Source organism: Algimonas arctica (assembly GCF_014652695.1).
GTDB classification, from domain to species: Bacteria; Pseudomonadota; Alphaproteobacteria; order Caulobacterales; family Maricaulaceae; genus Litorimonas; species Litorimonas arctica.
In genome coordinates this window covers 25,643-51,006 of record NZ_BMZH01000011.1, presented here as the reverse complement: position 1 = coordinate 51,006, position 25,364 = coordinate 25,643, and the positions used below count along the sequence as shown (strand labels likewise).

The window sequence follows — 25,364 nt, the reverse complement described above, 5'->3', positions numbered from 1 at the left end:
AAGACCTCTATAATTTGAATGTTCGTGCGTGTCGCGCATAGAGAGAGCCTCGGCAAGCTCAGTCGTGCTTTGATTGCATCTCAAACGCCTGCTACAGTCGGGATATGTCCGAAAACCACACCCTCATTATCGGCGCGTCCCATGCCGGAGCACAAGCCGCCGTTAGTTTGCGGCAAGCCGGCTATGACGGACACATCACCCTGTTAGGCGAAGAGACAGTTCCGCCCTATCACCGCCCGCCTTTGTCCAAGGATTACCTGTCGGGTGAACGAGATGAAGCGGACATTCTTTTGCGCCCAGAAGAGAGTTATGCGGCCGCGCAGATCGACCTCAGGCTTGGTGTTCGCGCGGGCGCCATCGATCGAACGGCCAAGACCGTTCAAACCACGCAAGGCGAACATATTGCCTACACCCATTTAGTGTTGGCGACGGGCGCACGGGTGCGCCACTTGCGCATTCCGGGCGCTGAGCTGCCCCACGTCCTCTATCTACGCGACACGAAAGACGTTGATGCGATCCGCGATCGGATTGAACCGGGACAGCGCGCTGTCATTATCGGCGGCGGTTATATCGGTCTGGAAACGGCCGCTAGCCTCCGCAAACGCGGCATGGAGGTGACGCTGCTCGAAGCGCAACCGCGTATCTTGCAACGGGTCACTTCGGCGCAAATGAGCGATTTTTATCGCCGTGTGCATACGGAAGAAGGCGTCGAGATCATTGAAGACTGTATGGCCGCCGAGATTACACGCGCGTATGATGGCCTGAACGTTTACACGTCCTGTGGCCGTGTCTTTGCGGCGCATCTGGTTGTGATTGGGATTGGGGTCATCCCGAACATAGACTTGGCCGAATTCTCAGGACTAGCGATCGGCGACGGGATTGAGGTCAATGGTTTTTGCCAAACATCGGACTCGGATATTTACGCCATCGGCGATGTCAGCCACCATTACAATCCGCTTTACGAGCGACATGTCCGGCTCGAATCCGTCCCCAATGCGACGGAGCAAGCCAAGGTCGTTGCCGCGCATATTATGGGTAAGCCAAAGCCATATAATGCTCTGCCGTGGTTCTGGTCTGATCAATTCGATCTAAAGCTTCAAATCGCGGGACTCTCAGACGGCTATGACAATGTTGTCGTACGCGGTGATCCCGAGGGGTCGCGTAACTTTGCTGCCTATTACTTTAAAGGGGACCGCTTGCTTGCCGTTGACGCAGTCAACGCGCCGCGTGACTTTATGACCGCCCGCATGGTGCTCTCAAAAGGTCGGACGCTGGATAAAACCAAACTCACCGGATCGGATGCCGATTTAAAAGCCGCGATTCTCTGAGTATAGGGCTATAAAATATGATCGATTTTTCCTTCAGCGCGCCGCTCTGGCTGTGGAAAGACGGCGCGACGTGGCATTTCATTACCGTACCCGAAGAGCCATCAGCCGCCATCAAGAGCTTTGCGCCTGAAGCCAAACGAGGGTTTGGGTCTGTGCGGGTAAAGGTCAAAATTGGATCCTCCGAATGGCGGACGAGCGTCTTTCCGAGCAAAGAAACCGGCGGTTATGTTCTGCCGATCAAAAAAGCCGTACGGACAGCCCAAGGGCTGTGTGTCGGTGAGGATGCGGACATCACGTTAGAACTTATGATGTAAAAAATGGGTGGTTTAGACGCAAAAATATGCGCCGCTGGCTTGCCGCGAAGCGAGTTTGAAGAACTAAGCCGTTCCGACCGATGTCTTTTCTTCATCCGGTTGGCGCAGCGTTTGATAGGCATCATTCGCCTGCATAGCGCGATCATCCTGATCGCGGACTTCAACTTCAAGTGTTTCAGCGACGTCCTTAGCACCGTCTAAACGTTCAATAACGGGGCGAATGTCGGACAAAGCCTTATCGATCGGCGCGTCCGGCAGTTTGCGCGTTTCTGGCGCCATATCGACAGCCTGTTCAACAGGAATCTGACGATCATCTGTGCGGACGGCACGCGCTTGTGTAACAGAGGCGGGCGTCGGCGTTATCGGTATTGTGTGTAGCGAAGCCATCTTACAAGCTCCTTTCTAAGACGACAGATCCTTTCAACCTGACACCACATTATCGCGCACGGGTGTTTAAAGAGGATGAAAAAGTATCGTTAACGTAACAAAGAATATATCCGTCCCGGAAAGGCGGATGTCGGATGTCTCCGAGGTCAACGCGAGGCGTTCCGAGTATGGGGGTTGAGTAACTATGAAATCTTTCGCAAACCTTTCCAACTTGGCGATTGTGGCCTTTTTTCTTGCCGGCTGCGCAACAACGCCGGTTGAAAGCCCGACTGCGCCCACAGATCCCGCGGCACAACTGGCCACGCGTATGGTCGGAACCTACCAAGCCAAAAGCGCAAAAATCGCGGCTGACATCGTCCGCGAGACACGAGTCAAACTCGACCCGCTTGGCGCGGGGCAATGGATTTACACCCAAATCAATGAAGGCCCGTCGTTTGATAAGGTCAGTCAACAGCGCGTCTTGTCCTTGCGCTCCCAACCGGATGGTCGGGTAATCCAGGCCTCCTATTCCATCATTTCGCCGAGCCCGTATCAGGCCATGGGCAACAAGCTATCCGCCCTCACCCGCGCTCAACTCCGTCCTGAACTCGGGGAAGGTTGCGACATGATTTGGGTTGAAATGCCCCATGGCTGGTCGGGACAGGTTGACCCAAGCCGTTGCGTGATTGTCTCGCCCACACAGCGGGGCGAATTACGCATGGGCGCACGCACTGAGATCATCGGCAATAGATTGCGGCGGGCCGAAACGGGCTATGATCTAGACGGCATCCGCCTTTGGGGGTCAGAAGATGGCGAGTGGACGGTGTTATTTCGCGCCCCTTAATTGGAAATATTCAAACGTAGGAATCATTCAGTCTTAAACTGTTTGTGGCCATGTCCGGACACACGGCTTATGGCCTGAGCCCGCCCCCTCATTATTTTTTATACGAGTTCACTATGATTGCTTCGACCAACCCCGCCACTGGTAAAATCGAAAAATCCTTCACGCCGCATACAGATGCCGAGGTCGATCTCGCCATCGCCAAATCAGCCGCAGCATTTGCGCAATTGAAAGAGACGACGATCACACAGCGCGCAGCGTGGATGCACAAAGCCGCAGACCTCCTTGAGGAAGACGCCGCTCACTTTGGGGGCCTCATGACGATGGAGATGGGTAAGCCCTTGGATCAGGCCGTCGGCGAAGCCAAGAAATGCGCCCTCGCGTGCCGCTATTATGCGGATAACGCGGCGGACATTATGGCCGACGAACCCGTCAAGACCGAACGCACCAAGAGCTTTCGTCGCGTGCTGCCGCTTGGCCCTGTTCTGGCGGTTATGCCGTGGAATTACCCGTTCTGGCAGGTCGTGCGTTTTGCCGCTCCGGCGCTCATGGCAGGCAATACAGGCCTGTTAAAACACGCGTCCAACGTGCCGCAATGCGCGCTCGCTTTGGAAGCCCTGTTCACCCGCGCGGGCTTTCCGGCCGACTGTTTCCAAACCCTGTTGATCGGCGGCAGCAAAGTCGAGCGAATCTTGCGTGATCCTCGTATTGTCGCCGCGACCCTAACGGGCAGCGAACCCGCTGGCGCCTCGGTAGCCAGTATTTGCGGGCAAGAGATTAAACCGACCTTGCTAGAGCTTGGCGGGTCTGACGCGTTCATCATTATGCCAAGCGCCGATCTGGATGCCGCGATCAATGTCGCCGTTGATAGCCGCACGAAAAATAATGGCCAAAGTTGTATCGCCGCCAAGCGGTTCATCATTCACGCTGACATTTATGACGACGTGCGGGATCGGCTCGTGGCCGCCTTTGAGGCGCTCACAGTGGGCGATCCCATGAAAGAGGGCACGGACATCGGCCCGCTCGTCAATGACGATGCGGTCAAGGACCTGACTTCACAGGTCGAAACCGCTATCACACAAGGCGCGCGGCGCGTGGTTGGCGGCAAGGCCATCGATAAAGACGGCAGCTGGTTCCAGCCCGGCATTATCGAAAACGTCACGTCCGAGATGGACGTCTACAGCCAGGAAATGTTCGGCCCCGTCGTCATGTTGTTCAAAGTCGACAGTCTGAATGATGCGATTGTGCTCGCGAATGATTCCACGTTCGGCCTCGGGTCTTCGATTTTCACGCAGGACGACGCAGAGATGGAACAAGCCTTTACTGAAATCGAGGCAGGCTCAACCTTCGTCAACGCCATGACGGCGTCTGACCCACGCCTGCCCTTCGGGGGGATTAAGCGCAGCGGCTATGGCCGGGAATTGGCGCGCGAAGGCTTGCTAACATTTTGCAATGTGAAGACCTGCGTCGTGGCGTAAAGCGCCGAGACGCCGCCTTAATTCAATTTACCCTTCGCCCGTTTCGGGTCGAGGATGTTCGGCAGGGGCAGCGCGGGGATACCTTCTTCCGCCATGTCTTTGGCCTGTTGCGGCGTCGCCTGACCATAAATACCGCGTGAAGGCGCGTCGCCATAGAACATCGCGCGAGCTTCTTCGGTAAAGCTATCGCCGACATCATCGCAATTATTGGCAATCTCAGTACGAATAGCCGCAGCAATAGCCGCGGTTTTATCCGACCGCCGCACAGCGGGGGCCATGATGGCTTTTTCAATCTGCTGTGACCCGCATTCGGGACAGACTAATAATCCCGCTGCCGCCTGATCATCATAATCAACCGACGATCCAAACCAGCCTTCAAAGCCGTGGTCATGCTCGCATCTGAGGTCATATTTAATCATCCGCCGGAGCGCTGCCGCCACGCCGGAATCCGCGCACGGGCGTCGGCCACCTGTTTGCGGTCAAGTGTGATCTCCAGAATGCCGGGTTCATCATGATCGAGCACGCCGGCCACCTCGCCCCACGGCGTAATGGCCATCGTGCGGCCCCACGTCCGACGGCCATCCGCATGATGCCCGCCTTGCGCCGGCGCCAAAACCCAAGCCCCGCTTTCAATCGCCCGGGCGCGCAACAGTGTTTCCCAATGCGCCTTGCCCGTGGCCCGGGTGAACGCCGACGGCGCGGTCATGACATCGACGCCTTCGCCCGCGTAACGCGAATAAAGCGCGGGGAATCGGAGATCATAGCAAATGGAAAGACCGACGCTTAAGTCTCCGACTTTCGCGATCATCGGCGTTTCCCCCGCCGCATAGCTATCGCTTTCGCGGTAGTTTTCGCCGTTCGGCAGCGCTGCTTCAAACAGGTTAATCTTGTCGTAGCGCGCGCTCACCTGCCCATCAGAGTCGATTAGAACGGAGCGATTGGCAATCTTACCATCGCGGCGTAAAATTGCGGCTGAGCCCAGTAAAAAGTGGATACCGCGCCGCTTTGCCAACTCCCGATACGGCGCAATTGTCTCCGCTTCCGGTCGTACAGCCGTCCTGAGTGCCGCAGCGTCTTTTTCCAACAATGGCGTCATTTCAGGTGTCAGGATAAAGTCCGCATCGGTCTGACGCGCCATCGCGGCGACGGTCTTATAATTCTCCTCCGGGTCCGTCCCGGAGGTCAATTGTATCAGAGCGGTTTTCATTGTTTGCGAGAGCGCCTTAACCGGCCAGCAAGGCGTCAAGTTTGCCGGCGCGTTCCAGCGCGGCCAGTTCATCCGACCCGCCGACATGTTTGCCATTAATGAACACTTGCGGGAACGTATTCCGGCCATTCGAGCGCTGGTTCATTTCCGCACGTTTCGCTTTGTCATTGGCGGCCGGAATAACAATGACTTTGACGCCCTTGCGTTCCAACAACGCTTGGGCGCGGATGCAAAAGGGACAGAAGACTTTGCTATACATTTCGACTTTAGCAGCCATGGATTAATTCCTTTTCAATCGATTATCCGCCTGAATTTAAGGGGTCGCAAGCGGCTTTACAACGCGGGCAAGACAGATCGCATCAACACGGGCTGCGCCTGCCCGTTTCAGAGTCCGCGCACAAGCGCCGAGCGTCGCGCCCGTCGTCATCACATCATCAATCAAAACTAGCCGTTTGCCGATGATCTGCTCTGGGTTTTGTACTATAAATGCGCCCTGCACATTGCGGTATCGCCCCTTGGCTGAGAGGCCGCCTTGGCTCGGTGTGCGCTTGGCCCGCAACAGAGAATGCGCGTCCATCGGAACACCACAGCGGGTTGAGAGCGCCCGCGCCAACAGCGCTGATTGGTTGAACCGTCGCTTCATCAGACGCGTCCGGTGCAACGGCACAGGCATGATATAATCCGCATGAGCGAGCGCCGTCCGTCCGGCGCGGTGCATCTGTGCCGCGAACGTGTGGAGCCGATCCGTATGGCCCCCATGTTTGAACGCCAGCACCAGTTTTCGCGAGGCCGCATCATATTGCAGCGCCGCGCGGGCCGTCGCATAGGCCGGACGGCGCGCCAAGCAGCGCGCACACTGCAGGTCAAACGCGCTGATACCGCTCATCTGATGATCAAAGGGATAGCCGCAGGATGCACAACAAGGATCATCCAAAAACGTCAGCGTGTCGAAAATATCTGTGTCATCGGTCGGCGGCAGCACCGTATCCACGACCAAACGTCCCATCTCTACCAAGCGTGATTGCAACCAAGCCATAGCGAGACTATCGCCTGACCATGCCAACCCCGCAAGTCACACTCTTTAATGAAACAGCACAAACCCTGCGGATTGCCCGGGCGCGTCAGCGGCAGTCCCGTAGCACCCCGTTCCTAATTGAGCGTGTTGTTGATGATCTCTGCGAGCGCTTACTCGACATCAAACGCCCCTTCGCCCGCGCCTGTTTGATCGGACCGTTCGATTGGCGCGAGCTGATTATGAAGGTTCTGCCAGACGCAACGAAGATCGCATCCTTTGATTGGTTGGAAACACCGCCACAGACAAACGAACGGGCTGGCGAGCAGGATTATGATCTGGTCATCAGCTTGCTGCATCTACAATCGGTCAATGCGGTGGGCGGTTGGATGCACGGCGTTCACGCGATGCTGGTCACGGACGGATTGTTCGTTGCGAGCCTCATCGGCGGCGGCAGCTTAAACGAGCTTCGCCATGCGCTATACGCGATTGATACGGACCGGATCGGGTCGCCTACACCGCGCATTCATCCGATGATCGAAGTTCGAGCGGCGGCGCAACTGCTCGGCCATATTGGCCTCGCTTTACCCGTGACAGATAGCGACCGGTTCACGGTGCATTACCGCAAAGTGGAAACATTGGCGGGCGATCTACGCGATCTCGGCCTGACCAATGCGCTGTGTGACCGGAATACGCGCCCTGCGCCGCACCTGCTCCGAGATATTGAGACACACCTCCGGCCCGCGCCTGAGGCGCCGATGCCAATGTCGTGGGAAATCGTCTGGATGACCGGATGGGCCCCGCATGAAAGCCAGCAAAAACCGCTCAAGCCCGGGTCGGCCAAAGTCGGCCTCCATGACGCGCTCCGGTCTATTCGGGATGATGACTAAGACAACGTCCATCAAACATGTGTGGTGATGAGGCCTTTTTCAGTCAAAATATGATCGAGCGGCACATCGGTTGCTTCCGTTGGTAGCAGCTTCACGCCTTGCCCCGCATAGGCGACGCCGACCGTTCGCAACGCCGGATTTTCAGACAAGAGCGCCGCCAGCGTGGCATCGTAATACCCCCCGCCATACCCCAAACGATCGCCCTGTTTGGTGAATGCCAACATCGGCACCATCACCACATCTGGCACTGCCGGACCGCGTCCATCGCCAAGCTCACCGACAGGATGGGACGTCCCGAACGGCCCCGTCTTCATCGCGCATCCCGGCGTCCAGCGCCGAAACGAGAGTTTCAACCGGTCGCGCGGCGTCACGGGTAGGACAATCGTGTGGGTTTGCGCGAGCTTCTCGAGCAAAGGCCGCACATCTGCTTCATCCTTGATCGGCCAGTAACCGGCTATCACAGCCGACGATTCCATGCCGGGCCAATGCCGGACAAAATCATTGGGGTTCGCGGTTAGGCTAGCACGCGTCTCCCGCGCGCGGTCTCGCGCCTGTTGCTTTCGCGTGGCGATGCTCATGCTCTTATCCTTATCTGTGTCACGAGAGCGTTAGCCCGCCATCAACAATAATCGTTTCGCCGACCACATAGGACGAAAGCGGGCTGGCAAGAAAGATCGCGGCCCCCGCCAATTCATCCGGTGTTCCCGCGCGGCGTAACGGAATCGCGCGCAAGGCCGCTGTCATCCGCTCTTCATTTTGGGTCGTCACAGCGGTCAATTTTGTATCGACCAAGCCCGGCGCGATGCCATTGACCCGAATATTATCCCGCGCCCACGCCTCGCCGAGGCTTTTCGTCAAGGACACAGCCGCCGCTTTCGAGGCCGCATAGGCCGGATTTCCGCGATTACTTTGATAGCCAGAGACCGAGCTAACGATGATGATTTTGCCCTTATTGTTCGCGAGCATGTCGTGAAACCGATTGGCGCAATCCATGACCGACGTGATGTTTACATCCATCACCGCGTCCCAGCCCGGACGCGTGAATTCTTCGCGCCCATACCGCACGATCCCCTGACAGCAGATCAATACATCGAGCGTCTCAAACGTCGGCACATAGGCGTCAATCGCGGCGCGGTCCGATACATCGACTTGCGAATAGATCAGACCAGTCAGGTTCGACCCGGCGGTGGTCGTATAATCTTCTACGCCGTTGCGCGTGCCCCAAACATGGACAGTCGCGCCACGCGCCGCAAAAGCCTGCGCCATCCCATTACCGATGCCGGAGCTTCCGCCAATGACAAGCACGGTTTGACCGCTAAAGTCTGTATCCATCCTGAGTTCCTAAATCCCGAGACACACATCTATGGGCCAACCGCTCCAATTGCCAGATGAATTGAAACCGTTTGTCGATCTCGGAGCGCTGATCGATTGGATGGATCACCAGCACCTTGGGTATGGCGCGTTTACGGCGGTGACGCCGCTCACAGGCGGGACGCAAAATATCTTATTACGCCTCACGCGCGGCGGTCGCGATTATATCTTCCGCCGTCCACCGCCGACGCCCCGCAAAGAAAGCCACGACGTGATGCGCCGCGAAGCGCGGGTTCTGGGCGCGTTACAGGGCACATCGGTGCCTCATCCCGGACTCATCGCGAGCGAACCCGATGAGAACCAGTTGGGGTATGCGTTCCTCCTCATGGAGCCTATCGACGGCTTTAATCCGAGCGAAGGCCTCCCCGCCTTTCACGCCAGCGACCCCACGGTGCGCTCCCGCATGGGGCTGTCTTATGTGGAAAGTCTGGCCGCGTTAGCCGAAGTCAATGCTGAACTTCCAAATTTCGGTCAACCCGACGGCTTTCTCGAACGCCAAGTTGGGCGCTGGCAGGCGCAACTCGAGGGCTACTCCCGTGTGGACGCGTGGCCCGGTCTCGCTTGCGGCGTAGACCGTGTGGCCGACTGGCTTGAGCGCAATCGCCCGACGGATTACCGCCCCGGACTTATTCACGGGGACTGCCACCTCGCCAATACGATGTTTGAGCATCAGAGCGGCGAACTGGCGGCGCTGATCGATTGGGAGCTCGCGACGATGGGCGACCCCCGTTTAGACTTGGGTTGGATCATCGCGACATGGCCTGACCCACTCGGTCGCGACACGGTCGGAATGGAGATCACCCCGTGGGACGGCTTTCCCGATATCGACACACTGATCGCTCATTATGGGCAACGGACAAGCCGATCGCTGGATAGCGCGACGTGGTTTGGCGTTTTGGCCTGCTACAAACTCGGCATATTGCTCGAAGGCACCTATGCGCGCAGCCTCGCCGGACGCGCGCCGAAAGCTGTGGGCGAGCGGTTACACGCGGCCACAATCGCCTTGTTTGATCGGGCCGCACGGATGACCGCGGCGTAAATCGGTAACGAACGGTGTAACCGTTCGGCTTTCCGCTATTTTCGAAAGCTGGATCGAAAATTGAAACGCTCCAAGCATCACACCCCCGATAAGCCTCCCCCCCCGGCTTGCCGCTCACGCCCGCTTCCGCCACAATGGCTCCATGAGCAAACCCCTTTCAGGCTATCGGATCATTGAACTCGCGGGGATCGGCCCCGGCCCCTACGCGGGTATGCTACTCTCCGATATGGGCGCAGAGGTGATCCTCATTAACCGTCCGGGTTTTGCGATACCGACCGTGCATGATCGCGGCAAGACCTCGATCACGATTGACCTCCGCAAACCCGAAGGCGCGCAAGTCCTCTTGGACCTTGTCGCCACATCCGACGCCCTCATTGAGGGCTTGCGCCCCGGCGTTGTCGAGCGGTTGGGGATCGGGCCGGACGCCTGTCACGCGGTCAACGCCAAGCTGGTCTATGGCCGGATGACGGGCTGGGGACAGACGGGACCTTGGGCCAAGACAGCCGGACATGATCTCAATTATATTTCGATCACAGGCGCCTTGGGCGCGATGGGCAAAAAGGGTGAACCCCCGACACCGCCGCTTAACCTGATCGGCGATTATGGCGGCGGCACGATGTTCCTCGTCATGGGGATGCTGGCCGCGCTTTTACAAGCCGAACGGACGGGCAAAGGCGAAGTCATCGACGCCGCGATGATCGACGGGGTCAATAGTATGATGAGCATGTTCCATTCGCTCGCGGGCCTTGGCCAATGGAAACCCGAACGCGAAGCCAATCTGCTGGATGGCGGTATGCCGTTTTACCGCTGTTACGAAACGTCGGATGAAAAATTCATGGCCGTCGGCTGTATCGAACCGCAATTTTTCGCCGAGTTCCTCCGCCTCATTGAGGTCGATCCGGCTGACTTTGGCGGGCAAATGGATAAGCGCGAACACGCGGCCCAACACACCAAGTTAGAGGCGGTCTTCAAAACCAAAACGCGCGATGAGTGGGCCGCGATCTTCGATGGCACTGACGCCTGCACGTCGCCCGTGCTCGACTATATCGAAGCGGCGGATCACCCGCAGAACCGCGCACGCGGCGGTCTAAAACAACATGGTCCATTTGTGCATTCGCGCCCGGCCCCGGTGTTTGGTAATGATTACGCTATGGCCGACCCAGTTCTCCCCGCGATCAATGGCGCGCGCGCAGACATCACCACCATGCTCGGGTATGACGCCGCGAAAGTCGCCTCGCTCATCGCCGCTAAAATTCTTACGGAGTAAATAATGTCTGATCTCGTCCAATATGAAACTGACGGCCACGTCGCCATCATTACACTGAACCGTCCCGAAGCGATGAACGCCATGAACAAGGCCCTGCGCGGCGCGATGCTAGCGGCACAAGAAAAAGCCGAAAAAGACGATAATGTCCGTATTGTCGTCCTCACAGGATCAGGCCGCGCCTTTTCCTCTGGAACCGACCTCAAAGAGGGCCTCGGCGGCACTCCCGAGAACGGCCTTTTTGATAATTCAATCCGGGATTACAAACCCCTCGTCGACGGCGTGGCCAAGTCTGACAAGATCTATATCGCCGCGATTAACGGCTTTGCCGGCGGCGTGGCGCTCGGCCTCGCGCTCGGGTCAGACCTCGCCGTGATGGCCGATGACGCCACCGTGTTTTCGCCTTTCATCGGCATTGGTCTTGTCCCGGATGGCGGCGCGAGCTGGTTCTATCTCCACCACCTCGGCTATAAACGCGCCTTCGCCGCAATGGCCGAAGGCACCCGACTAGATGCGCAAACCTGTCTCGACATGGGCATGGTCAATAAAGTCGTGCCGGCGGCTGACTTGCGGATGGAGGCCGTCACCTGGGCGCATAGCCTCGCTGAAAAAGCCCCGCTCTCGCTGCGCTATCTGAAAAAAATTATGCGCGAGGCGGCGACGTCGAGCCAAGAGCAAACGGCGCGTTTGGAATCCGAATATCAAATGAGAGTCGCGAATTCAGAAGATTCAAAAGAAGGCATCATGGCCTTTGTGCAAAAACGGAAAGCCGAATTTAAAGGCCGGTGAGTGGGTCGTCGCATCGCGTCGAAATCTTCGATTAATAATCGAAAATAATGGCCGGCCGCGAGGCACGCGGGCGGACCAAATGTTGCGCAATTAATGTGAGGTGAAGTGAGACCTATGACCGACTCCATTGCCAGCGCACTCTCCTCCGCCCTGAACGCGCCGATCACCAACCTCCACCGCCTCACGGCGGGCGCGTCAATGGAGAGCTGGGCGTTCAATGCGGGGGATGCGGCGTTGATCCTGCGCCGTGCGCCGGGAGGCGCAGAGACGAACACGGGGATCGGTGGGATTGCGCTTTCGACTGAAGCCGCGCTCATTGAAACGGCGCGCAACAACGGCGTCACAGCCCCCGAAGTTCGCCACATTTTTGCGCCGGATAGCCCCATTGGCGCAGCCTATGTGATGGCGCGCCTGCCCGGCGAAGCCTTGCCGCCCCGCCTGTTTAAAATGGACGGCATGGCCCCCGTTCTTGCCGCGCTACCAGACCGTTTGGCTCAAGAGATGGCCGCGATCCACGCTATTTCTCTGGACGCCTTGCCTGCGGATGTGCCGACGGCGGGGGCGGCAGACTTGATCGACAGTTATCACACCGCCTACGCCGCCATCGGGGAGCGCCGCCCGGTCTATGAGCTCGCGTTCCGGTGGCTGCGCGAAAATTGCCCGCCCGCCTACGATCCGCCAGTGCTGGTGCATGGCGATTTTCGCATGGGTAATTTGCTCATCGACGAACACGGACTGACCGCCGTACTGGATTGGGAAATCGCGCATTTGGGCGATCCGCATCAGGACTTAGCCTATATTTGCGCGCCGAGCTGGCGGTTTGGACGCCGTGACAAGCCCGTCGGCGGCATTGGTGAGATCGCTCCCTTTATCAACGCGTACGAGAGCGCGTCCGGACGGACTGTCGATCATGCGCGCTTTCAATTCTGGCGCGTGCTGACAACCTTGTTCTGGGGCTCGGCCTGTATGACGATGCTGGGGGATTGGCGTGACGGCACCGAACGGTCGATTGAGCGCGCCGCGATTGGCCGCCGCATTAGCGAGGTTGAAATCGACCTTCTGCTCTTACTCGCGGGTATTGAAGCGCTCGCAGCTGACAGGCTTGCGCCCCTGTCGATCCCCGCCCGCGCGACGCAAACCGGACAAACTAGTTTGACCGAGATGATCACCGCCCTGTCGGAGTGGAACGACTCCGAAGTCACCCCCAAAGCCTCTGGTCGCGACCGGTTCCAATCGCGCATTGCGGCCAACTTGATTGCACAATTATCGCGCGAAGCACAAATGGGCCGCGACTTTGCGTTTGCACGCCGTGACCGTTTAAAAGCGCTCCGACTAAAGCCGGATGGGCTCTGCGATGGCTTGGCAGATGGGTCGCTCGATTGGCGAACGCCGGCGCTATTTAATCATTTACGCCTGTCCGTGCTCGAACGATTGAGCATTGATCAACCGACTTATCATGGCCTTAGCGCCGCCCAACATCTGTGGATCCACGAAAAATCCGGTTGAGATATTCCGGTCTTCTTATGTCCATGATACTGACCACCCGACACTTTCCAAAGGACTTCCCATGAAACGCGTTCTTCTTATCCTTGCGGCGACAGTCGCGTTCGCAACACCCGCGCTTGCCCAAGAGAAACCCGCTAATTGCGCGCTGTGGAGTGAATTGTCCGCGGATACGATCAAACGCGACACGCGTACCAAAGGCCCGCAACGCGCGGTCGTGGTTGACGCCTTGACCAAATATTCCAACGCGCAGGCAAAACTGGCCGAAGCCGGAATGGCCCAGAACTATCAGCAGGGCAAAGCGTTCGGCTACACGAAAGAGAAGATGGACGAATTGACCGCCACCACCCTGGCCGCCATGCGCCAAGGCTTTCACACCTCAACGATGGATAAAAATAAGCTCTATATGGATCACGTCATCATCGTGAATAACTGCGCCCTTGGTGCCAAGAGTGAAGCCGAGTTCGGTCAATCAAAAGCGCAGATGATTGGCGCGCTAGAACAGATGGTAGCGTGGGCGCAGAGCTAGGCGCAATCCGACAAACGTTTTGACGCAGAGCACATTCCCGATACATTCCTGATGGAACCGCAAGAGGTCTTGGCGTCACGCTTATCCGCGCGCTAAGGCCTTTTGCATGACAATAGCAACACTCCTCGATTCCCGTTATTCCGCCCGTGGGTTTAAACCCGATCCGGTGCCGCAAGATTTGCTCAATCGTATTTTCGAGCAAAGCCTGAAAGCCGCCTCCAATTGCAACACACAGCCGTGGCAAGTCATGGTCGTCTCGGGTGAGATGAAAGACAAAGTGTCAAACGCGATGTTAGCCGAAGTGATGAGCGGTAAGCCGCCGTCGCCGGAATTTGCGTGGAACGTCAAATATCAAGATGAGCATAAAGATCGCCAATGGGGCTCCGCTATGGCGCTTTACGGCGCGATGGGCATTGCCCGCGAAGACAAGCCCGCCCGGATGCAGGCGATGGGTCGCAACTGGCAGTTTTTCGGCGCGCCACACGGGGTGTTCTTCACGATGGAAAAGTATCTCGGCATCATGGGCGCGGTCGATATGGGCATTTACGCCCAGACACTCAGCCTGCTGCTGGAAGAAAACGGTATCCAGTCCTGTATGCAGGGCGCGCTGGGACAGTTCCCGGGCCCAGTCAAAGAGCTACTGAATATTCCGGAATCGCGCGGCATCCTGTTCGGGATGAGCTTTGGTTACGTCGATGATCATCCGTCCAATATGTGCCGGACGGACCGGGTGGCGCTGGATCAGGGCGTGACGTTTTTTTAAGGCGCTAATACCCGGCCCCATCATTGGGCTCACAACGCACTAACACCATAAAGAAAGGCCGCTCCGAAGAGCGGCCTTTCTCAATTCGGGGTCGACGAAAAGTCGACTATTCTTCAGCCTTAGGCTCTTCAGTCTTAGGCGCGTCTTCTGCAGGCGCGTCTTCTTTCGGGGCCGCAGCCGCTTCAGCTTCAGCGGCTTTTGCAGCAGCGGCAGCTTCTTTAGCCGCTTCCGCAGCCGCTTTTTTCGCTTCGGCAGCCGCTTCTTTGGCTTCTTTTTCAGCTTCGGCGCGCGCTTCGGCTTTGTCTTTTTTGTCTTCGATACGCTCTAGCGCTTTGGTACCAGGCTTGCCTTTTTCAGGGTTATTGCCGTTTTTCCATTCCCACAGGCCTGCGGCGCCGAGGAAGCGAGCAACACGGTCTGTTGGGCGTGCGCCCTTGCCGAGCCATTCTTTGATCCGATCGACGTCCAGCTGTACGCGATCTTCGCTGTCTTTCGCCAACATAGGGTTATAGCGGCCAACGATTTCGATGAAGCGGCCATCACGCGGGGAGCGCGAGTCAGCGACAACGATACGGTAATAAGGACGCTTTTTTGCGCCGTGACGCGCGAGACGAAGTTTCAGAGCCATGAGAGTTTTCCTTGAGTTTGGTCTGTTGAATTAAGTGAATTGATTTCGATTATTTTTTGAATTTCGGTCCGCCGCCCAAACCGGGGAAGCCGCCACCAAGACCCGGCAGCTTTGCGCCGCCCAATCCCGGTAATTTACCGAGACCTGGCAAACCGCCTGATCCCATTTGTTTCTTGAGCTCTTCAAGCTCGGCCGGGTCCATGCCAGCAAGGTCTGGCATGCCGCCACCTTTACCGCCCATACCCTTCATCATGCCTTTCGGCATGCCGGGCATTCCCGCCATTTGCGCCGCCATTCCGGCCATGCCACCCTTGCCCATTTTCTTCATCATGTCGGACATTTGGCGATGCATTTTAAGGAGTTTATTGACCTCGGAGACGTCCATGCCGGACCCCGCCGCGATGCGTTTTTTACGCGAGGCTTTAATCAATTTCGGGTTTTTGCGTTCCCACTGGGTCATCGACATGATGATCGCGCGTTGGCGGACAAGGAGCTTATCATCCATGCCACCCGCCGCATCGAGTTGCTTCTTCATCTTACCCATGCCGGGCATAAGCTTCATGATCCCGCCCATGCCGCCGAGCTTGGACATTTGTCCGAGCTGATTGGCGAGGTCATTCAGATCAAACTGACCCTTGGACATGCGCTCTGCAGCGATAGCCGCTTCTTTTTCGTCGATCAGCGCGGTTGCTTTTTCAACCAGCGCGACAACATCGCCTTGGCCCAAAATGCGGCCCGCCAGCCGTTCCGCGTCAAACGCTTCCAGCCCATCGAGTTTTTCGCCCGTACCGAGGAATTTGATCGGTAGGCCGGTGACGGCCTTCATGGAGAGCGCCGCCCCGCCGCGCCCATCGCCGTCAATCCGAGTGAGGACGAGACCCGTCAGCGGCAAGGCGTCGTTAAAGCGCCGCGCCGTCTCAACCGCATCTTGGCCCGTCAACGCATCCGCGACGAGCAGCGTTTCTGTCGGCTTCGCAATCCGCGCGACCGCGATGACATCGGCCATCAATTCTTCGTTGATCGTGGTCCGGCCCGCCGTATCGAGGAACAGCACGTCATAGCCGCCCTTGGCTGCTTCTTTGAGCGCGCGCGTTGTAATCTCGGTCGGGCTTTGGTCTTTAATGATGGGTAAGAAGCCCGCGCCGGATTTTTCCGCCAGCATGCCGAGCTGTTCCATCGCCGCCGGACGGTTGGTGTCGAGCGACGCCAGCATGACCTTTTTCTTGGCGCGGTCTTTGAGGAACAGCGCCAACTTACCAGTCGTGGTCGTTTTACCAGAGCCTTGCAGACCAGCCATTAAGATGACGACGGGCGGTTTAGCGTTGAGGTTCAATTCGGCGGACTTGCGGACGGCGGCCATATCGGCATCGTCGTCGGACAAGGTGCCGCCCAGCATTTGGATCAGCGCGTCATTAACAATTTTGACGACTTGTTGGCCCGGCTTAACGGCGCGGATGACTTTTTCGCCAACAGTTTCGGTCCGGACTTTGGCGACAAAGTCTTTGACGACAGGCAAGGCGACGTCTGCTTCGAGCAGCGCCTTGCGAATTTCGCGCATGGCAGCATCCACGTCCCGCTCGCTTAGCGCGCCACGGCCCGTCAGCGTGTCAAAGACGCCGGTTAGTCTATCACCTAAAGCTTCAAACAAAGCTCACCTCATCATCGGCACAACGCAAAGAGCCGCAGCGAACGAAAACTCGTCGGCTCCGGGACTCCGTCTGCATCATGCACAGCGCGGAGCGCAAACAATAGGTCTGCGCGAAAGAAAGCGGGCCATACCGACCGTAAGGCCGGATGTCAATTCGCAGGCGTGGCTAACGCATCCGTCATTTGATCCGCGTCAAAAGTGACGTTACTCTATCACTTCATGACACGCATTTTCTTCTTCATCACGCTCGTATGGGCCGCTTTGACCCAGAGCGCTCTTGCGCAAGGCGTCGCCGCGCAGTCCGATAATTTTTCCCTCATCTCCGATGCGCCTGTTGATGCCGCGGACATTCTGTCTGATTTAGAAACATTCCAACGCGCCGTGATCGAAGACTTAGGCCTGACGCAAACGGTCGTGACCGAGCCCCTCCGCCTCAATATCATTGACGATCCCAAGACCTTTGCAGCGATCACGCCCGGCGGGGTGACAGCCGCGATTTATCTGCAAAGCGCGGCCGGGCACGACATTATTGTCGGCCACAGAACCGAGCCCGGTCATTTATTGTCCAACGCGCTGGACCCCAACGGATTGCGCTTGGTGCTACGCCACGAGGTGGTCCACCATATTTTAGAAACACGTTACGCCCGAAAATTACCTGTCTGGCTCGGGGAAGGCTTGGCAGAATATTATGCGACCTATGCGCGGGGCGCGGATGGGCGCGCGACCTTTGGGCGAGCTTTGCCAGAACAAGACCCGCTGACAGACAATCAAACCTGGCTACCGATGCGCACGGTGATCGAGAATATGGCGAAATACCCGGATTTCCGGTTCGCCTCATCGGGACCGCCGTCTCGCGCGCAACGTATCTATTACGGGCAAAGCTGGGCGCTGGCCCATTTCGTCATGGATCAACCCGAAGGCCTCGCGCGCGTGCACCGTTTCGTCGATGGTTGGGCACCAAACATTGATAGTGAAGATAGTTTCGAGCAGGCGTTCGGCCTGCGCTATGATCCTCTGGAAACCCGGGTGCGCGAAGATATTATCCGTGAAGGGGGCGGCGTGCGGCTCGGTCCGTTGGCGTCCGCTGCGGCCCCGGCCTCCGCCATCATCACGACCACGCCAAGCCCGCAAGCTTTGATCGCAAACCGCCTGCGGCTCGTCCTGACACACGGGCCGGATACCGACCTCACCTATGAACAGATGATCGCCCTGCGGGCGCGCCTCACCGCGCCGGTTGAGACCAATGCGCTTGATCTCGCCCGGGCCCTTCGGGCGTGGCGGGTCACAGATTGGGACGGATCAGATGCCGCGATTGACCGGATATTAGCGCGAACCCCAGATCATGCACGCGCCTTAAAAATACGCGCCAAAACCGCCTATGGCCGCGTCTCAGAGCGGCAAAGTGAGCAGAGCCTGTGGGACGCGGCCGAAGCCGCCGCGATTCAAGGCCTCGCCGCGCGTCCTGATGATGCAGAATTGCACTTATTTCGCGTCGCGGTCAGCTTGCCCGTCACGCAAAACATCTCGCCTGGCGCGCAAATATCACTGGATTGGCTTCAAGCGCGCAACACCCACTTACGCCTCCCGCACGCGGCGATGATGATGATCCCGGCGTTGATCTATGAAAACCGCTTCGAACATGCGGACCGCGTTCTCGACAGTGCCGCACGCTGGAAAGAGACCGCAGGCGATAAATGGGTCATTGAACGGTTGCGCGGCAATGTGGCGGCAGAGCGAGCGGAGCGAGAGTAGGGGGTGACACAGCCCGGTCACGACACCCTAGCGATAACACCCTGAAACGCCCATAAAAAAAGGCCCGCCGAAGCGAGCCTTTCAAATTCAATTTATTAGAAGACTTAAGCAGACACTGTGTGCGGCTGCGTGTGGTGCTTCTTGGCTGTTTCAGCCAGCGCCTTAAAGGCTTCTGGCTCATTGGCGGCCATGTCGGACAGAACTTTGCGATCAAGGCTAATCTCGGCTTTGCTGAGACCTTCCATGAAGCGGCTATATGTCAGACCGTGTTCGCGAGCGGCTGCGTTGATCCGTTGGATCCACAGGGCGCGGAACTGACGCTTTTTCAGCTTACGGCCGATATAGGCGTACTGGCCGGCTTTTTCGACGGCCTGATTGGCCATACGAAATGTGTTTTTACGACGACCGCGATAGCCTTTGGCTTGGTCGATAATTTTTTTGTGGCGGGCGTGCTTGGTTACGCCGCGTTTAACTCGTGACATCTGTGCGCCCTCCTATTTCTTCTTCTTGCCGTAAGGCATGAATTTCTTTTTGACGACTTTGGCGTCACAATCGGCCATCACGACCGTCCCGCGCAGGCGGCGGATCTGGTCATTAGACCGCTTGATCATACCGTGGCGTTTACCAGCTTGGCCCGCGAGGACCTTGCCGCTTTTCGTAATCTTAAAGCGTTTCTTCGCTCCAGACTTCGTTTTCATCTTGGGCATTGTTTTCTCCGTTCGTTTGAGTTCTCGACGGCCGGGCAAATGCCACTTTGGCCCGGTTGCGTCGTCCACCCCATAAGAACAGCCCTCACGGGCCCCTCAGAGGAGCAGGCTCGCGCCTATACAGGAGTTGAGAGTCGTTTCAAGAGCGGGTGGGCAGGTAAAGTGTTGGCCGTGCTCTTTGCGAGGCAGGGGCATTTCGGGTGTCTGTAACAAATGTCTTTAATCAGACGAAAGACGTGCGCCCCTTGGGGCGCATGTTCTGAAGAACAAGATTTGCGACGCCTCGTTTTACGAGCCTTAGACCCCTTACGGGGACGCGAATCTAGCGGGGCGCCATCACCATAACCATCAACCGACCTTCGGTCTTTGGCGCGAATTCGACTTTGGCGGTCTCTTCGAAATCATCGCGAACACGGGCGAGGAGGCTTGTGCCCCGGTCCATGTGCGCCATTTCACGGCCGCGGAAGCGAACGGTGACTTTAACTTTATCGCCGCGTTCAAAGAATTCGTTCATCTTCTTCGTCTTGACCATATAGTCATGCGTATCGATGTTCGGGCGCATCTTAATCTCTTTCAGAGACGATGTACGCTGGCTCTTGCGGTTGGCCGCTTTTTTCTTCTGCGCTTCAAAGCGCATCTTACCGTAATCCAACACTTTACAGACAGGCGTTTCGCCCGGAGCAACTTCGACCAAGTCTAGCCCTGCACGCTGCGCGGCGGCAAGCGCGTCTGCGAGTGGCACAATGCCCCTCTTCTCGCCGTCTTCAGTAATAAGAAGAACGTTTGCGGATGTGATTTCGCGGTTGGTACGCGGGCCTTTTGGCTTCTTGGCCGGCTGGGCGGCATGGGGACGTCTGGCGATGGGGTAACTCTCCTAGGTAGCGATCGCGCGATCAATAGTTTGCGGGTAATCCCGCTCAAGGGCCGGATATGGCCGTGATAGTATCAGTTTTCAAGCATATTCAGGGGCAAAATGGTCCGTTTTTACCGTGTTTTCACCGCTTATGGCCGTGAAAGGGCCTCTCGGTAGACCATCAGGGTTGCGGCCTGCAACGCCTGCTTGGAAAAACGGTCGGCAATTCGGGTGCGGGCCGCCTGCCGATCATAGGTGCCGGGCACGCCCAATAAGGCCCGCGCCAATGCCGTATCATCGCCCGGTTCCACCAAGGCACCATAGACGCCGTCTTCGACCACATCGACGGCACCGCCATGGTTAGAGGCCACAACCCAGCGGCCCATCGCTTGGGCTTCCGCAGCCGTGCGTCCGAACGCTTCCGGGTCGGTTGACGGTGTGGTGACACGATCCGCAGCCATAAAGGCGGCGGGCATATCCACTTCGTGACCCGGTATGCGCAATCGTCCCGCGACGCCAAGCTTGTCGGCCAGCGCGCGTAGCTCCGCCACATAGGCATCGCGCCCTTGCGGATCCCCCACACAGACCAGCACCGTATCTTCAGGAAGTCGCGACAGGGCGCGGATCGCAACCGTCTGCCCTTTCCACCGCGTCAGCCGCGCCGGCAGAAAAATCACCCGGTCATCCGGGTTGATATGCCATTTGTTCCAGACCGCTTCGATTCGGCCCGGAGACACGGCTTTCGGATCAAACATCGCCATGTCGACGCCGCGTGGAATAACCCGGATTCGCGCCTCCGGCGTCTTATGCGTGGTTTTGATATGGTCCGCCGTAAATTGCGAGTTGGCAATCACCAGATCGCCGCGCGCCATAATCGAATTATAGCGCCGTTTACCGGGAAAACCCTCATTATAGATGCCGTGATAGGTCGTCACAAAGGGCACGCCTTCGGCGATCGCGGCGCGCCACGCCGCCCATGCGGGTGCGCGCGAGCGGGCATGGACCACATCAATCTTATTCATCACGATCAATTTGCGAATCGCAGCGACCCGCCACGGATAGCTCAGCAGGCGTTTCGAACCGACATTAGCGGTAAAATGTGTCGCCCCGGTCTTGGTCAGTTTGTGCACCAAACGCCCGCCGCCACTGACAACAAACGCCCCATGACCCGCCGCGATTAACGCATCCGCGACTTCGACGGTCGTGCGCTCTACCCCGCCCGCATCCAACTCTGGCAAGACCTGCAGGACATTGTATGGATGATCGTTCGACACAAAAGGGCCGTAGCATGGACGCGCAGTACATCAAGCATCAGGGCACAGACCTCGCCTATCATCGTGTGGACGGCCACGGGCCGATGATCATTTGGTGCGGCGGCCTGAAATCCGACATGGAGGGCAGCAAAGCTGTCTTTCTGGCGGATCAGTGCGAAGCGGCTGGCCAAGCCTATATCCGGTTCGATTATTTTGGTCATGGCCAAAGCGAGGGCGAATTTACGGACGGCACAATCTCGCGCTGGGCGTCGGACGTGACGGCGATGATCGACCGGTACGGGACGGGCGGGACCGTGCTAATTGGATCCTCAATGGGCGGTTGGGCGTCACTGCTGGCGGCGCTAGCCCGCCCGGACGCTGTCAAAGGCCTTGTCCTCATCAACCCCGCACCGGACTTTACCGAAAAAATGGTCTGGGCCGGATGGGACGATCATAAGCGCCAAATGCTGATCGAGGACGGCATCGTCTATGAACCGTCTGATTATGACGAACCCTATGCCTATTCCCGGGCATTGATAGAGGATGGGCGCGCCCAGCAAATCCTCGACGGACCCATTGACTTTGAAGGGCCTGTTGAAATTCTACAAGGCGCAGACGATCCCGTCGTCTCCCCGGATCACTCCCGCCTTATCATCAACGCGCTGACAAGCGACCGGGTTGGCTACACCGTGGTCAAAGGGGGCGATCATTCGCTGTCCCGTCCGCAGGACTTGGACCGCCTCTGGACCGCTTTGAGCGCCGTGCTGACGCAACTGTGACGCGCCTGTGATGAAGGCCCGACTAATAACAGCCTATGGGACATACAACAGACTGGAGACTCCCATGAAAAACGCCTTGATCCTACCCGCCAGCCTCATTGGCGCTGCCCTGATGCTTACCGCCTGTTCTAATGCAACAGACAGCGCAGACACGGGAACCTCCGCTGTTGTGCAAATCGTTGAGGCGCCCATGGCGACGAACGACATGCCAATGACCGCTGATACGATGAAGGTGGAAACCAAGACCAAAGCCGTACTCGTCTATGCCGATTGGTGTAGCAGCTGCAAAATCCTCGACCCGAAGATCAAAGCGGTCCAAGCGATGGGCCCGATACCGGGCGTTGAATTCGTGACCCTCGACTATACGGACAAAAATGCGGATAATTTCTACGCCCAAGCCGCAGCCGCGGGTGTTGAAGCCGCCGTTCGTGCGGAACTGGACGGCGCGATCAAGACAGGCTGGCTCTTGCTGGTTGATGTCGATGACGCGCGTGTGTTGTCCAAAGTGACCAAAGCCGATGACGCCGCGTTAATTGCCGCAAAAATCAAAGCGGCGCTCGCCGCCTCTTAATTTGCCGAGACCTTAAACTGTCTTTATGGCGCGCCTATGTCCGCGCCTCCCCCTCCCCCGTCAAACGATCCGTCCCCGCTGGATCAACGCACATCATCTAGTCTCTCTTCGGGTTTGACCTATCGCGCGATCAAACGGGCCATGGCCCAACAGTTCGCGGCGGCGGACCTCCCCTTTGCGGATGAGGACGCGCTCGACTTACTGCTCGGCCTGAGCGGCTTGACCCACGCCGACTATGTCATGACCGGGGCTGCACCTGTCCCCGCCGAACACCGCCAAGCCCTGAATGCTGCCACGGATCGCCGCTTAAACGGAGAACCGGTGGACCGTATTTTGGGCTGGCGGGACTTTTATGGTCGCCGCTTCGCGGTCGATCATGTCCTCTCCCCGCGCGGGGATACGGAAGTGTTACTGCTCGCGGCCCTCACGGCGATCCGCGACATCAAGGCCCCGTCCCTGATCGACCTCGGCACTGGGTCCGGCGCGCTCGCGGTTTCCCTGCTCTGTGAACGGCCGAACGCGACAGGGCTCGCGACAGACCGAGACCCTGCCGCGCTCCGCACCGCGCGGCGCAATGCGAAGGCGCATGGCGTGACGGACCGCCTCACATTCTTACAGTCTGACTGGTTTAATGACCTTCCCGCCCGCCCCGTCGACGCGATCCTCAGCAATCCGCCTTATATCACGACCGCCGCCATGGCCGCGCTTGACCGCGAAGTCAGCGCACATGACCCTGACGGCGCGCTGCACGGCGGCGTCGATGGACTCGATCCGTATCGGATTTTAATTCCCGGCGCGCGGGCATTTCTTCGACCCGAGGGGTGGCTGGGTGTCGAGATCGGCTTTGATCAGGGCGACGCAGTCAGGACCCTATTTCTGGCATCTGGCTACCGTCATGTACGGATTATCCTTGACCCGGCGGGCCTTGACCGCGTCGTTTGCGGCCAAATTTAAGCGCAAGACCGATATCGGTCGGGGATAAAACCAAATCCGCCTGAAAAACCGCTTTGACATCACAAGCTTGGGTGTTAGGCAAAACTTAGTCGACACGGTTGGATATCCGCCGGACATTCTGTCCCGAACTTCTGTTTCCACGTCGACCCAACCACTCACGGATGGACTTAGCGCGGCAATTCGCGCCCCTTGTCGTCCCAAGCGTGTTCAGGAAAAATCGATGAAGCGTCAACGCGGCCGTAATCGCAATACCGGCAATAATAATAACAATAGCAACAACAACCGGAACAATTCCAATCGATCCATGGAATCCAATGGACCGGATGTGAAAGTTCGCGGCAATGTGTCCACGATCTATGAAAAATACACCCAACTCGCCAGCGACGCCAAATTAGCGGGCAATCGGGTCAAGGCCGAAAGCCTCCGCCAACATGGGGAGCATTATCTGCGCCTTATGAACGAGCAAGAAGCCGCACGCGAAGCCGAACGGGAAGCGCGCGAAGCCCGCGATGCCAAACGCAATGAGCGGAATGATCGCAACGATAATAATTCCAACAATAATAATAACAGCAACCGCAACGAGACCCAAAACTCGCGCGGCGACAGCCATAACACCCGCAGTGAGACGGATGAGGGCGAGACCCGTCGTCCGACCCGCACCCGTCGTCCGCGCCGGGATGACGACACATCCGATCAGCCCACCGCAACGCGGGACGAGACCGCGTCTAGCGACACGCCGACCGTCGTCGTTGAAGAGAAGCCGAAGCGTAAACCGCGCAAAGTGGCTGAAAAATCGGCTGACACATCAACAGACGCCCCCACAGCCGACGCTGACGAAAAACCCAAACGTCGCCGCCGTGCGCCTGCCCGTCCGAAAGAGACGGACGCGCCCGCCGCTGCGGAGTAACTGTAAAGCTCTGACAAAATATGGTCCGCGCGTCGCTCATTCTGAGCTGCGCACTTTTGGCGATCAGCGCCATGCTTGGTGCTTTAACGTTCAACAAAGTGGACGGCTTAAACCCGCTCATCACGGAAAACGGGCTTTATATAAATCTCCGGCATGATTACCGGTTTATTCTCAATTTAGATAAAACGGCTGATCAAGAGGCGCTCATTTCAGCTGAACTCGACTTTTCTAATAGGGTGATGACCGCCTTAATGTATTCTGCGCAGCCAGAATTGAAGAATCATCCATTTGTGGTTGCTCTATCCGAAGCAGCAAAATCGGAGGGTCAATACTTTAAGGATAAAGAAGCATCGAAACTGCGTCTTCAGAGCCTCAACACACCCGCAAAGATGGTTGAGCTTGCCTCCTTACTGTCTAAGTTTGACTTCGCTTACTACGACAGAGTCTTCGACTATTACTTGCAACTATACCGTCTCGTTCGATATCTGCTTTTATCGCTATCACTTCTCGCCCTATCCATTGGCACGTCATTTATCAGTTTTGAAATGGTGCGGCGCAAAACTGCGTGAGAAATTACCGCGCTCATCCGTCTAAAATTTAAAAAGGACGGCTTCCCCT

Annotated in this window: 30 protein-coding genes; 17 read left to right on the top strand and 13 right to left on the bottom strand. The window is 57.6% G+C overall.

Annotated elements, in window-relative coordinates; all coding sequences use genetic code 11:
- The first annotated feature begins 104 nt into the window (after positions 1-104).
- Positions 105-1,328 carry an NAD(P)/FAD-dependent oxidoreductase gene (locus IE105_RS12115; protein ID WP_189498833.1) on the top strand — a complete coding sequence of 408 codons (1,224 nt, stop codon included), beginning with the start codon at positions 105-107 and terminating at the stop codon, positions 1,326-1,328.
- Positions 1,329-1,345: 17 nt separating this feature from the next.
- Positions 1,346-1,642, top strand: a complete 297-nt coding sequence (locus tag IE105_RS12110; RefSeq protein ID WP_189498831.1) for a DUF1905 domain-containing protein — start codon at positions 1,346-1,348, stop codon at positions 1,640-1,642.
- Between the two features lie 63 nt (positions 1,643-1,705).
- Here the strand turns inward: IE105_RS12110 and IE105_RS12105 are convergent, their stop codons facing one another.
- Positions 1,706-2,029 carry a hypothetical protein gene (locus IE105_RS12105; protein ID WP_189498829.1) on the bottom strand — a complete coding sequence of 108 codons (324 nt, stop codon included), beginning with the start codon at positions 2,027-2,029 and terminating at the stop codon, positions 1,706-1,708.
- Between the two features lie 184 nt (positions 2,030-2,213).
- Here IE105_RS12105 and IE105_RS12100 point away from each other — a divergent pair, with 184 nt between their 5' ends.
- On the top strand, positions 2,214-2,852 hold the full coding sequence (locus IE105_RS12100) for a CpcT/CpeT family chromophore lyase (RefSeq protein ID WP_189498827.1): 639 nt from the start codon (positions 2,214-2,216) through the stop codon (positions 2,850-2,852).
- A 113-nt stretch (positions 2,853-2,965) separates the two neighbouring features.
- Complete coding sequence (locus IE105_RS12095; protein ID WP_189498826.1) at positions 2,966-4,327, top strand: NAD-dependent succinate-semialdehyde dehydrogenase; 1,362 nt, start codon at positions 2,966-2,968, stop codon at positions 4,325-4,327.
- A 17-nt stretch (positions 4,328-4,344) separates the two neighbouring features.
- Here IE105_RS12095 and IE105_RS12090 read toward each other — a convergent pair whose 3' ends face one another.
- From IE105_RS12090 to IE105_RS12075, 4 genes are read right to left on the bottom strand one after another with little or no spacing between them, the layout of a single operon-like run.
- The gene (locus IE105_RS12090) at positions 4,345-4,746 is read right to left on the bottom strand and encodes a DUF1178 family protein (RefSeq protein WP_189498824.1); all 402 of its coding nucleotides are present in this window, start codon (positions 4,744-4,746) and stop codon (positions 4,345-4,347) included.
- Positions 4,743-5,534 carry a carbon-nitrogen hydrolase family protein gene (locus IE105_RS12085; protein WP_189498822.1) on the bottom strand — a complete coding sequence of 264 codons (792 nt, stop codon included), beginning with the start codon at positions 5,532-5,534 and terminating at the stop codon, positions 4,743-4,745. Before IE105_RS12085 ends, IE105_RS12090 begins: the two co-directional genes overlap by 4 nt.
- Before the next feature lie 16 nt (positions 5,535-5,550).
- Positions 5,551-5,811, bottom strand: a complete 261-nt coding sequence (gene grxC / locus IE105_RS12080) for a glutaredoxin 3 (RefSeq protein WP_233354136.1) — start codon at positions 5,809-5,811, stop codon at positions 5,551-5,553.
- Between the two features lie 36 nt (positions 5,812-5,847).
- Complete coding sequence (locus IE105_RS12075) at positions 5,848-6,570, bottom strand: ComF family protein (RefSeq protein ID WP_189498820.1); 723 nt, start codon at positions 6,568-6,570, stop codon at positions 5,848-5,850.
- A gap of 20 nt (positions 6,571-6,590) precedes the next feature.
- Between IE105_RS12075 and IE105_RS12070 the strand changes: the two genes are divergently transcribed.
- Positions 6,591-7,436: a hypothetical protein gene (locus IE105_RS12070; protein ID WP_189498818.1), complete on the top strand. Its 846-nt coding sequence runs from the start codon at positions 6,591-6,593 to the stop codon at positions 7,434-7,436.
- Positions 7,437-7,447: 11 nt separating this feature from the next.
- Here IE105_RS12070 and IE105_RS12065 read toward each other — a convergent pair whose 3' ends face one another.
- Both IE105_RS12065 and IE105_RS12060 read right to left on the bottom strand, forming a co-directional pair.
- A complete protein-coding gene (locus tag IE105_RS12065; protein WP_189498816.1) occupies positions 7,448-8,014 on the bottom strand; it encodes a 5-formyltetrahydrofolate cyclo-ligase in 567 nt (188 codons plus the stop codon).
- A gap of 19 nt (positions 8,015-8,033) precedes the next feature.
- Positions 8,034-8,768 (bottom strand): SDR family NAD(P)-dependent oxidoreductase, encoded by a 735-nt coding sequence (locus IE105_RS12060; protein ID WP_189498814.1) that lies wholly within the window; start codon positions 8,766-8,768, stop codon positions 8,034-8,036.
- Positions 8,769-8,799: 31 nt separating this feature from the next.
- On the opposite strand from IE105_RS12060, the gene IE105_RS12055 reads away from it, so the two are divergent.
- The 6 genes from IE105_RS12055 (at position 8,800) to IE105_RS12030 (ending at position 14,694) form a co-directional block, all read left to right on the top strand.
- A complete protein-coding gene (locus tag IE105_RS12055) occupies positions 8,800-9,846 on the top strand; it encodes a phosphotransferase family protein (RefSeq protein ID WP_233354135.1) in 1,047 nt (348 codons plus the stop codon).
- Between the two features lie 142 nt (positions 9,847-9,988).
- Positions 9,989-11,113: a CaiB/BaiF CoA transferase family protein gene (locus IE105_RS12050; protein WP_189498813.1), complete on the top strand. Its 1,125-nt coding sequence runs from the start codon at positions 9,989-9,991 to the stop codon at positions 11,111-11,113.
- Between the two features lie 3 nt (positions 11,114-11,116).
- Entirely contained in the window at positions 11,117-11,899 is a 783-nt protein-coding gene (locus tag IE105_RS12045) for an enoyl-CoA hydratase/isomerase family protein (protein WP_189498811.1), read from the top strand.
- 114 nt (positions 11,900-12,013) lie between these two features.
- A complete protein-coding gene (locus tag IE105_RS12040; protein ID WP_189498809.1) occupies positions 12,014-13,405 on the top strand; it encodes a phosphotransferase family protein in 1,392 nt (463 codons plus the stop codon).
- Positions 13,406-13,466: 61 nt separating this feature from the next.
- The gene (locus IE105_RS12035) at positions 13,467-13,931 is read left to right on the top strand and encodes a hypothetical protein (protein ID WP_189498807.1); all 465 of its coding nucleotides are present in this window, start codon (positions 13,467-13,469) and stop codon (positions 13,929-13,931) included.
- 106 nt (positions 13,932-14,037) lie between these two features.
- Positions 14,038-14,694, top strand: a complete 657-nt coding sequence (locus IE105_RS12030) for a nitroreductase (RefSeq protein ID WP_189498805.1) — start codon at positions 14,038-14,040, stop codon at positions 14,692-14,694.
- Between the two features lie 106 nt (positions 14,695-14,800).
- On the opposite strand, the gene rpsP is transcribed toward IE105_RS12030, so the two are convergent.
- Together rpsP and ffh are read right to left on the bottom strand one after the other, a co-directional pair.
- Positions 14,801-15,322, bottom strand: coding sequence for a 30S ribosomal protein S16 (gene rpsP / locus IE105_RS15710; protein WP_189498803.1), 522 nt, complete (start codon positions 15,320-15,322; stop codon positions 14,801-14,803).
- A gap of 49 nt (positions 15,323-15,371) precedes the next feature.
- The gene (gene ffh, locus IE105_RS12020; protein ID WP_189498801.1) at positions 15,372-16,970 is read right to left on the bottom strand and encodes a signal recognition particle protein; all 1,599 of its coding nucleotides are present in this window, start codon (positions 16,968-16,970) and stop codon (positions 15,372-15,374) included.
- A gap of 219 nt (positions 16,971-17,189) precedes the next feature.
- Between ffh and IE105_RS12015 the strand changes: the two genes are divergently transcribed.
- Positions 17,190-18,722, top strand: coding sequence for a hypothetical protein (locus tag IE105_RS12015; protein WP_189498799.1), 1,533 nt, complete (start codon positions 17,190-17,192; stop codon positions 18,720-18,722).
- A gap of 104 nt (positions 18,723-18,826) precedes the next feature.
- Here the strand turns inward: IE105_RS12015 and rplT are convergent, their stop codons facing one another.
- The 4 genes from rplT to IE105_RS11995 all read right to left on the bottom strand — a co-directional run bounded on the left by rplT (position 18,827) and on the right by IE105_RS11995 (position 21,556).
- Positions 18,827-19,204: a 50S ribosomal protein L20 gene (gene rplT, locus IE105_RS12010; protein ID WP_189498797.1), complete on the bottom strand. Its 378-nt coding sequence runs from the start codon at positions 19,202-19,204 to the stop codon at positions 18,827-18,829.
- Positions 19,205-19,216: 12 nt separating this feature from the next.
- On the bottom strand, positions 19,217-19,429 hold the full coding sequence (rpmI, locus tag IE105_RS12005; RefSeq protein ID WP_189498795.1) for a 50S ribosomal protein L35: 213 nt from the start codon (positions 19,427-19,429) through the stop codon (positions 19,217-19,219).
- Between the two features lie 322 nt (positions 19,430-19,751).
- Positions 19,752-20,291, bottom strand: a complete 540-nt coding sequence (gene infC / locus IE105_RS12000) for a translation initiation factor IF-3 (protein ID WP_189498929.1) — start codon at positions 20,289-20,291, stop codon at positions 19,752-19,754.
- Positions 20,292-20,431: 140 nt separating this feature from the next.
- Positions 20,432-21,556, bottom strand: coding sequence for a glycosyltransferase family 4 protein (locus tag IE105_RS11995; protein WP_189498793.1), 1,125 nt, complete (start codon positions 21,554-21,556; stop codon positions 20,432-20,434).
- Between the two features lie 14 nt (positions 21,557-21,570).
- Here IE105_RS11995 and IE105_RS11990 point away from each other — a divergent pair, with 14 nt between their 5' ends.
- The 5 genes from IE105_RS11990 (at position 21,571) to IE105_RS11970 (ending at position 25,315) form a co-directional block, all read left to right on the top strand.
- A complete protein-coding gene (locus IE105_RS11990; RefSeq protein ID WP_189498792.1) occupies positions 21,571-22,314 on the top strand; it encodes an alpha/beta hydrolase in 744 nt (247 codons plus the stop codon).
- Positions 22,315-22,378: 64 nt separating this feature from the next.
- Entirely contained in the window at positions 22,379-22,885 is a 507-nt protein-coding gene (locus tag IE105_RS11985) for a thioredoxin domain-containing protein (protein ID WP_189498790.1), read from the top strand.
- Between the two features lie 36 nt (positions 22,886-22,921).
- Positions 22,922-23,839, top strand: a complete 918-nt coding sequence (prmC, locus tag IE105_RS11980; RefSeq protein WP_189498788.1) for a peptide chain release factor N(5)-glutamine methyltransferase — start codon at positions 22,922-22,924, stop codon at positions 23,837-23,839.
- Positions 23,840-24,059: 220 nt separating this feature from the next.
- Positions 24,060-24,746, top strand: a complete 687-nt coding sequence (locus tag IE105_RS11975) for a DUF4167 domain-containing protein (RefSeq protein WP_189498787.1) — start codon at positions 24,060-24,062, stop codon at positions 24,744-24,746.
- Positions 24,747-24,766: 20 nt separating this feature from the next.
- The gene (locus IE105_RS11970) at positions 24,767-25,315 is read left to right on the top strand and encodes a hypothetical protein (protein ID WP_189498785.1); all 549 of its coding nucleotides are present in this window, start codon (positions 24,767-24,769) and stop codon (positions 25,313-25,315) included.
- Positions 25,316-25,364: the final 49 nt, after the last annotated feature.

What these genes read in the sequence shown, in the direction of transcription:
- IE105_RS12015 (WP_189498799.1), top strand. Translation starts at nt 17,190, where the DNA reads ATGACACGCATTTTCTTCTTCATCACGCTCGTATGGGCCGCTTTGACC.
- IE105_RS12055 (WP_233354135.1), top strand. Translation starts at nt 8,800, where the DNA reads ATGGGCCAACCGCTCCAATTGCCAGATGAATTGAAACCGTTTGTCGAT.
- rpsP (WP_189498803.1), bottom strand. Translation starts at nt 15,322, where the DNA reads ATGGCTCTGAAACTTCGTCTCGCGCGTCACGGCGCAAAAAAGCGTCCT.
- IE105_RS12060 (WP_189498814.1), bottom strand. Translation starts at nt 8,768, where the DNA reads ATGGATACAGACTTTAGCGGTCAAACCGTGCTTGTCATTGGCGGAAGC.
- IE105_RS12110 (WP_189498831.1), top strand. Translation starts at nt 1,346, where the DNA reads ATGATCGATTTTTCCTTCAGCGCGCCGCTCTGGCTGTGGAAAGACGGC.
- IE105_RS12035 (WP_189498807.1), top strand. Translation starts at nt 13,467, where the DNA reads ATGAAACGCGTTCTTCTTATCCTTGCGGCGACAGTCGCGTTCGCAACA.
- IE105_RS12045 (WP_189498811.1), top strand. Translation starts at nt 11,117, where the DNA reads ATGTCTGATCTCGTCCAATATGAAACTGACGGCCACGTCGCCATCATT.
- IE105_RS12105 (WP_189498829.1), bottom strand. Translation starts at nt 2,029, where the DNA reads ATGGCTTCGCTACACACAATACCGATAACGCCGACGCCCGCCTCTGTT.
- rpmI (WP_189498795.1), bottom strand. Translation starts at nt 19,429, where the DNA reads ATGCCCAAGATGAAAACGAAGTCTGGAGCGAAGAAACGCTTTAAGATT.
- IE105_RS12085 (WP_189498822.1), bottom strand. Translation starts at nt 5,534, where the DNA reads ATGAAAACCGCTCTGATACAATTGACCTCCGGGACGGACCCGGAGGAG.
- IE105_RS12050 (WP_189498813.1), top strand. Translation starts at nt 9,989, where the DNA reads ATGAGCAAACCCCTTTCAGGCTATCGGATCATTGAACTCGCGGGGATC.
- IE105_RS11970 (WP_189498785.1), top strand. Translation starts at nt 24,767, where the DNA reads ATGGTCCGCGCGTCGCTCATTCTGAGCTGCGCACTTTTGGCGATCAGC.
- IE105_RS12040 (WP_189498809.1), top strand. Translation starts at nt 12,014, where the DNA reads ATGACCGACTCCATTGCCAGCGCACTCTCCTCCGCCCTGAACGCGCCG.
- IE105_RS12030 (WP_189498805.1), top strand. Translation starts at nt 14,038, where the DNA reads ATGACAATAGCAACACTCCTCGATTCCCGTTATTCCGCCCGTGGGTTT.
- rplT (WP_189498797.1), bottom strand. Translation starts at nt 19,204, where the DNA reads ATGTCACGAGTTAAACGCGGCGTAACCAAGCACGCCCGCCACAAAAAA.
- IE105_RS12090 (WP_189498824.1), bottom strand. Translation starts at nt 4,746, where the DNA reads ATGATTAAATATGACCTCAGATGCGAGCATGACCACGGCTTTGAAGGC.
- IE105_RS12065 (WP_189498816.1), bottom strand. Translation starts at nt 8,014, where the DNA reads ATGAGCATCGCCACGCGAAAGCAACAGGCGCGAGACCGCGCGCGGGAG.
- IE105_RS12115 (WP_189498833.1), top strand. Translation starts at nt 105, where the DNA reads ATGTCCGAAAACCACACCCTCATTATCGGCGCGTCCCATGCCGGAGCA.
- prmC (WP_189498788.1), top strand. Translation starts at nt 22,922, where the DNA reads ATGTCCGCGCCTCCCCCTCCCCCGTCAAACGATCCGTCCCCGCTGGAT.
- grxC (WP_233354136.1), bottom strand. Translation starts at nt 5,811, where the DNA reads ATGGCTGCTAAAGTCGAAATGTATAGCAAAGTCTTCTGTCCCTTTTGC.
- IE105_RS12075 (WP_189498820.1), bottom strand. Translation starts at nt 6,570, where the DNA reads ATGGCTTGGTTGCAATCACGCTTGGTAGAGATGGGACGTTTGGTCGTG.
- IE105_RS11985 (WP_189498790.1), top strand. Translation starts at nt 22,379, where the DNA reads ATGAAAAACGCCTTGATCCTACCCGCCAGCCTCATTGGCGCTGCCCTG.
- IE105_RS12095 (WP_189498826.1), top strand. Translation starts at nt 2,966, where the DNA reads ATGATTGCTTCGACCAACCCCGCCACTGGTAAAATCGAAAAATCCTTC.
- IE105_RS11975 (WP_189498787.1), top strand. Translation starts at nt 24,060, where the DNA reads ATGAAGCGTCAACGCGGCCGTAATCGCAATACCGGCAATAATAATAAC.
- IE105_RS11990 (WP_189498792.1), top strand. Translation starts at nt 21,571, where the DNA reads ATGGACGCGCAGTACATCAAGCATCAGGGCACAGACCTCGCCTATCAT.
- IE105_RS12100 (WP_189498827.1), top strand. Translation starts at nt 2,214, where the DNA reads ATGAAATCTTTCGCAAACCTTTCCAACTTGGCGATTGTGGCCTTTTTT.
- IE105_RS12070 (WP_189498818.1), top strand. Translation starts at nt 6,591, where the DNA reads ATGCCAACCCCGCAAGTCACACTCTTTAATGAAACAGCACAAACCCTG.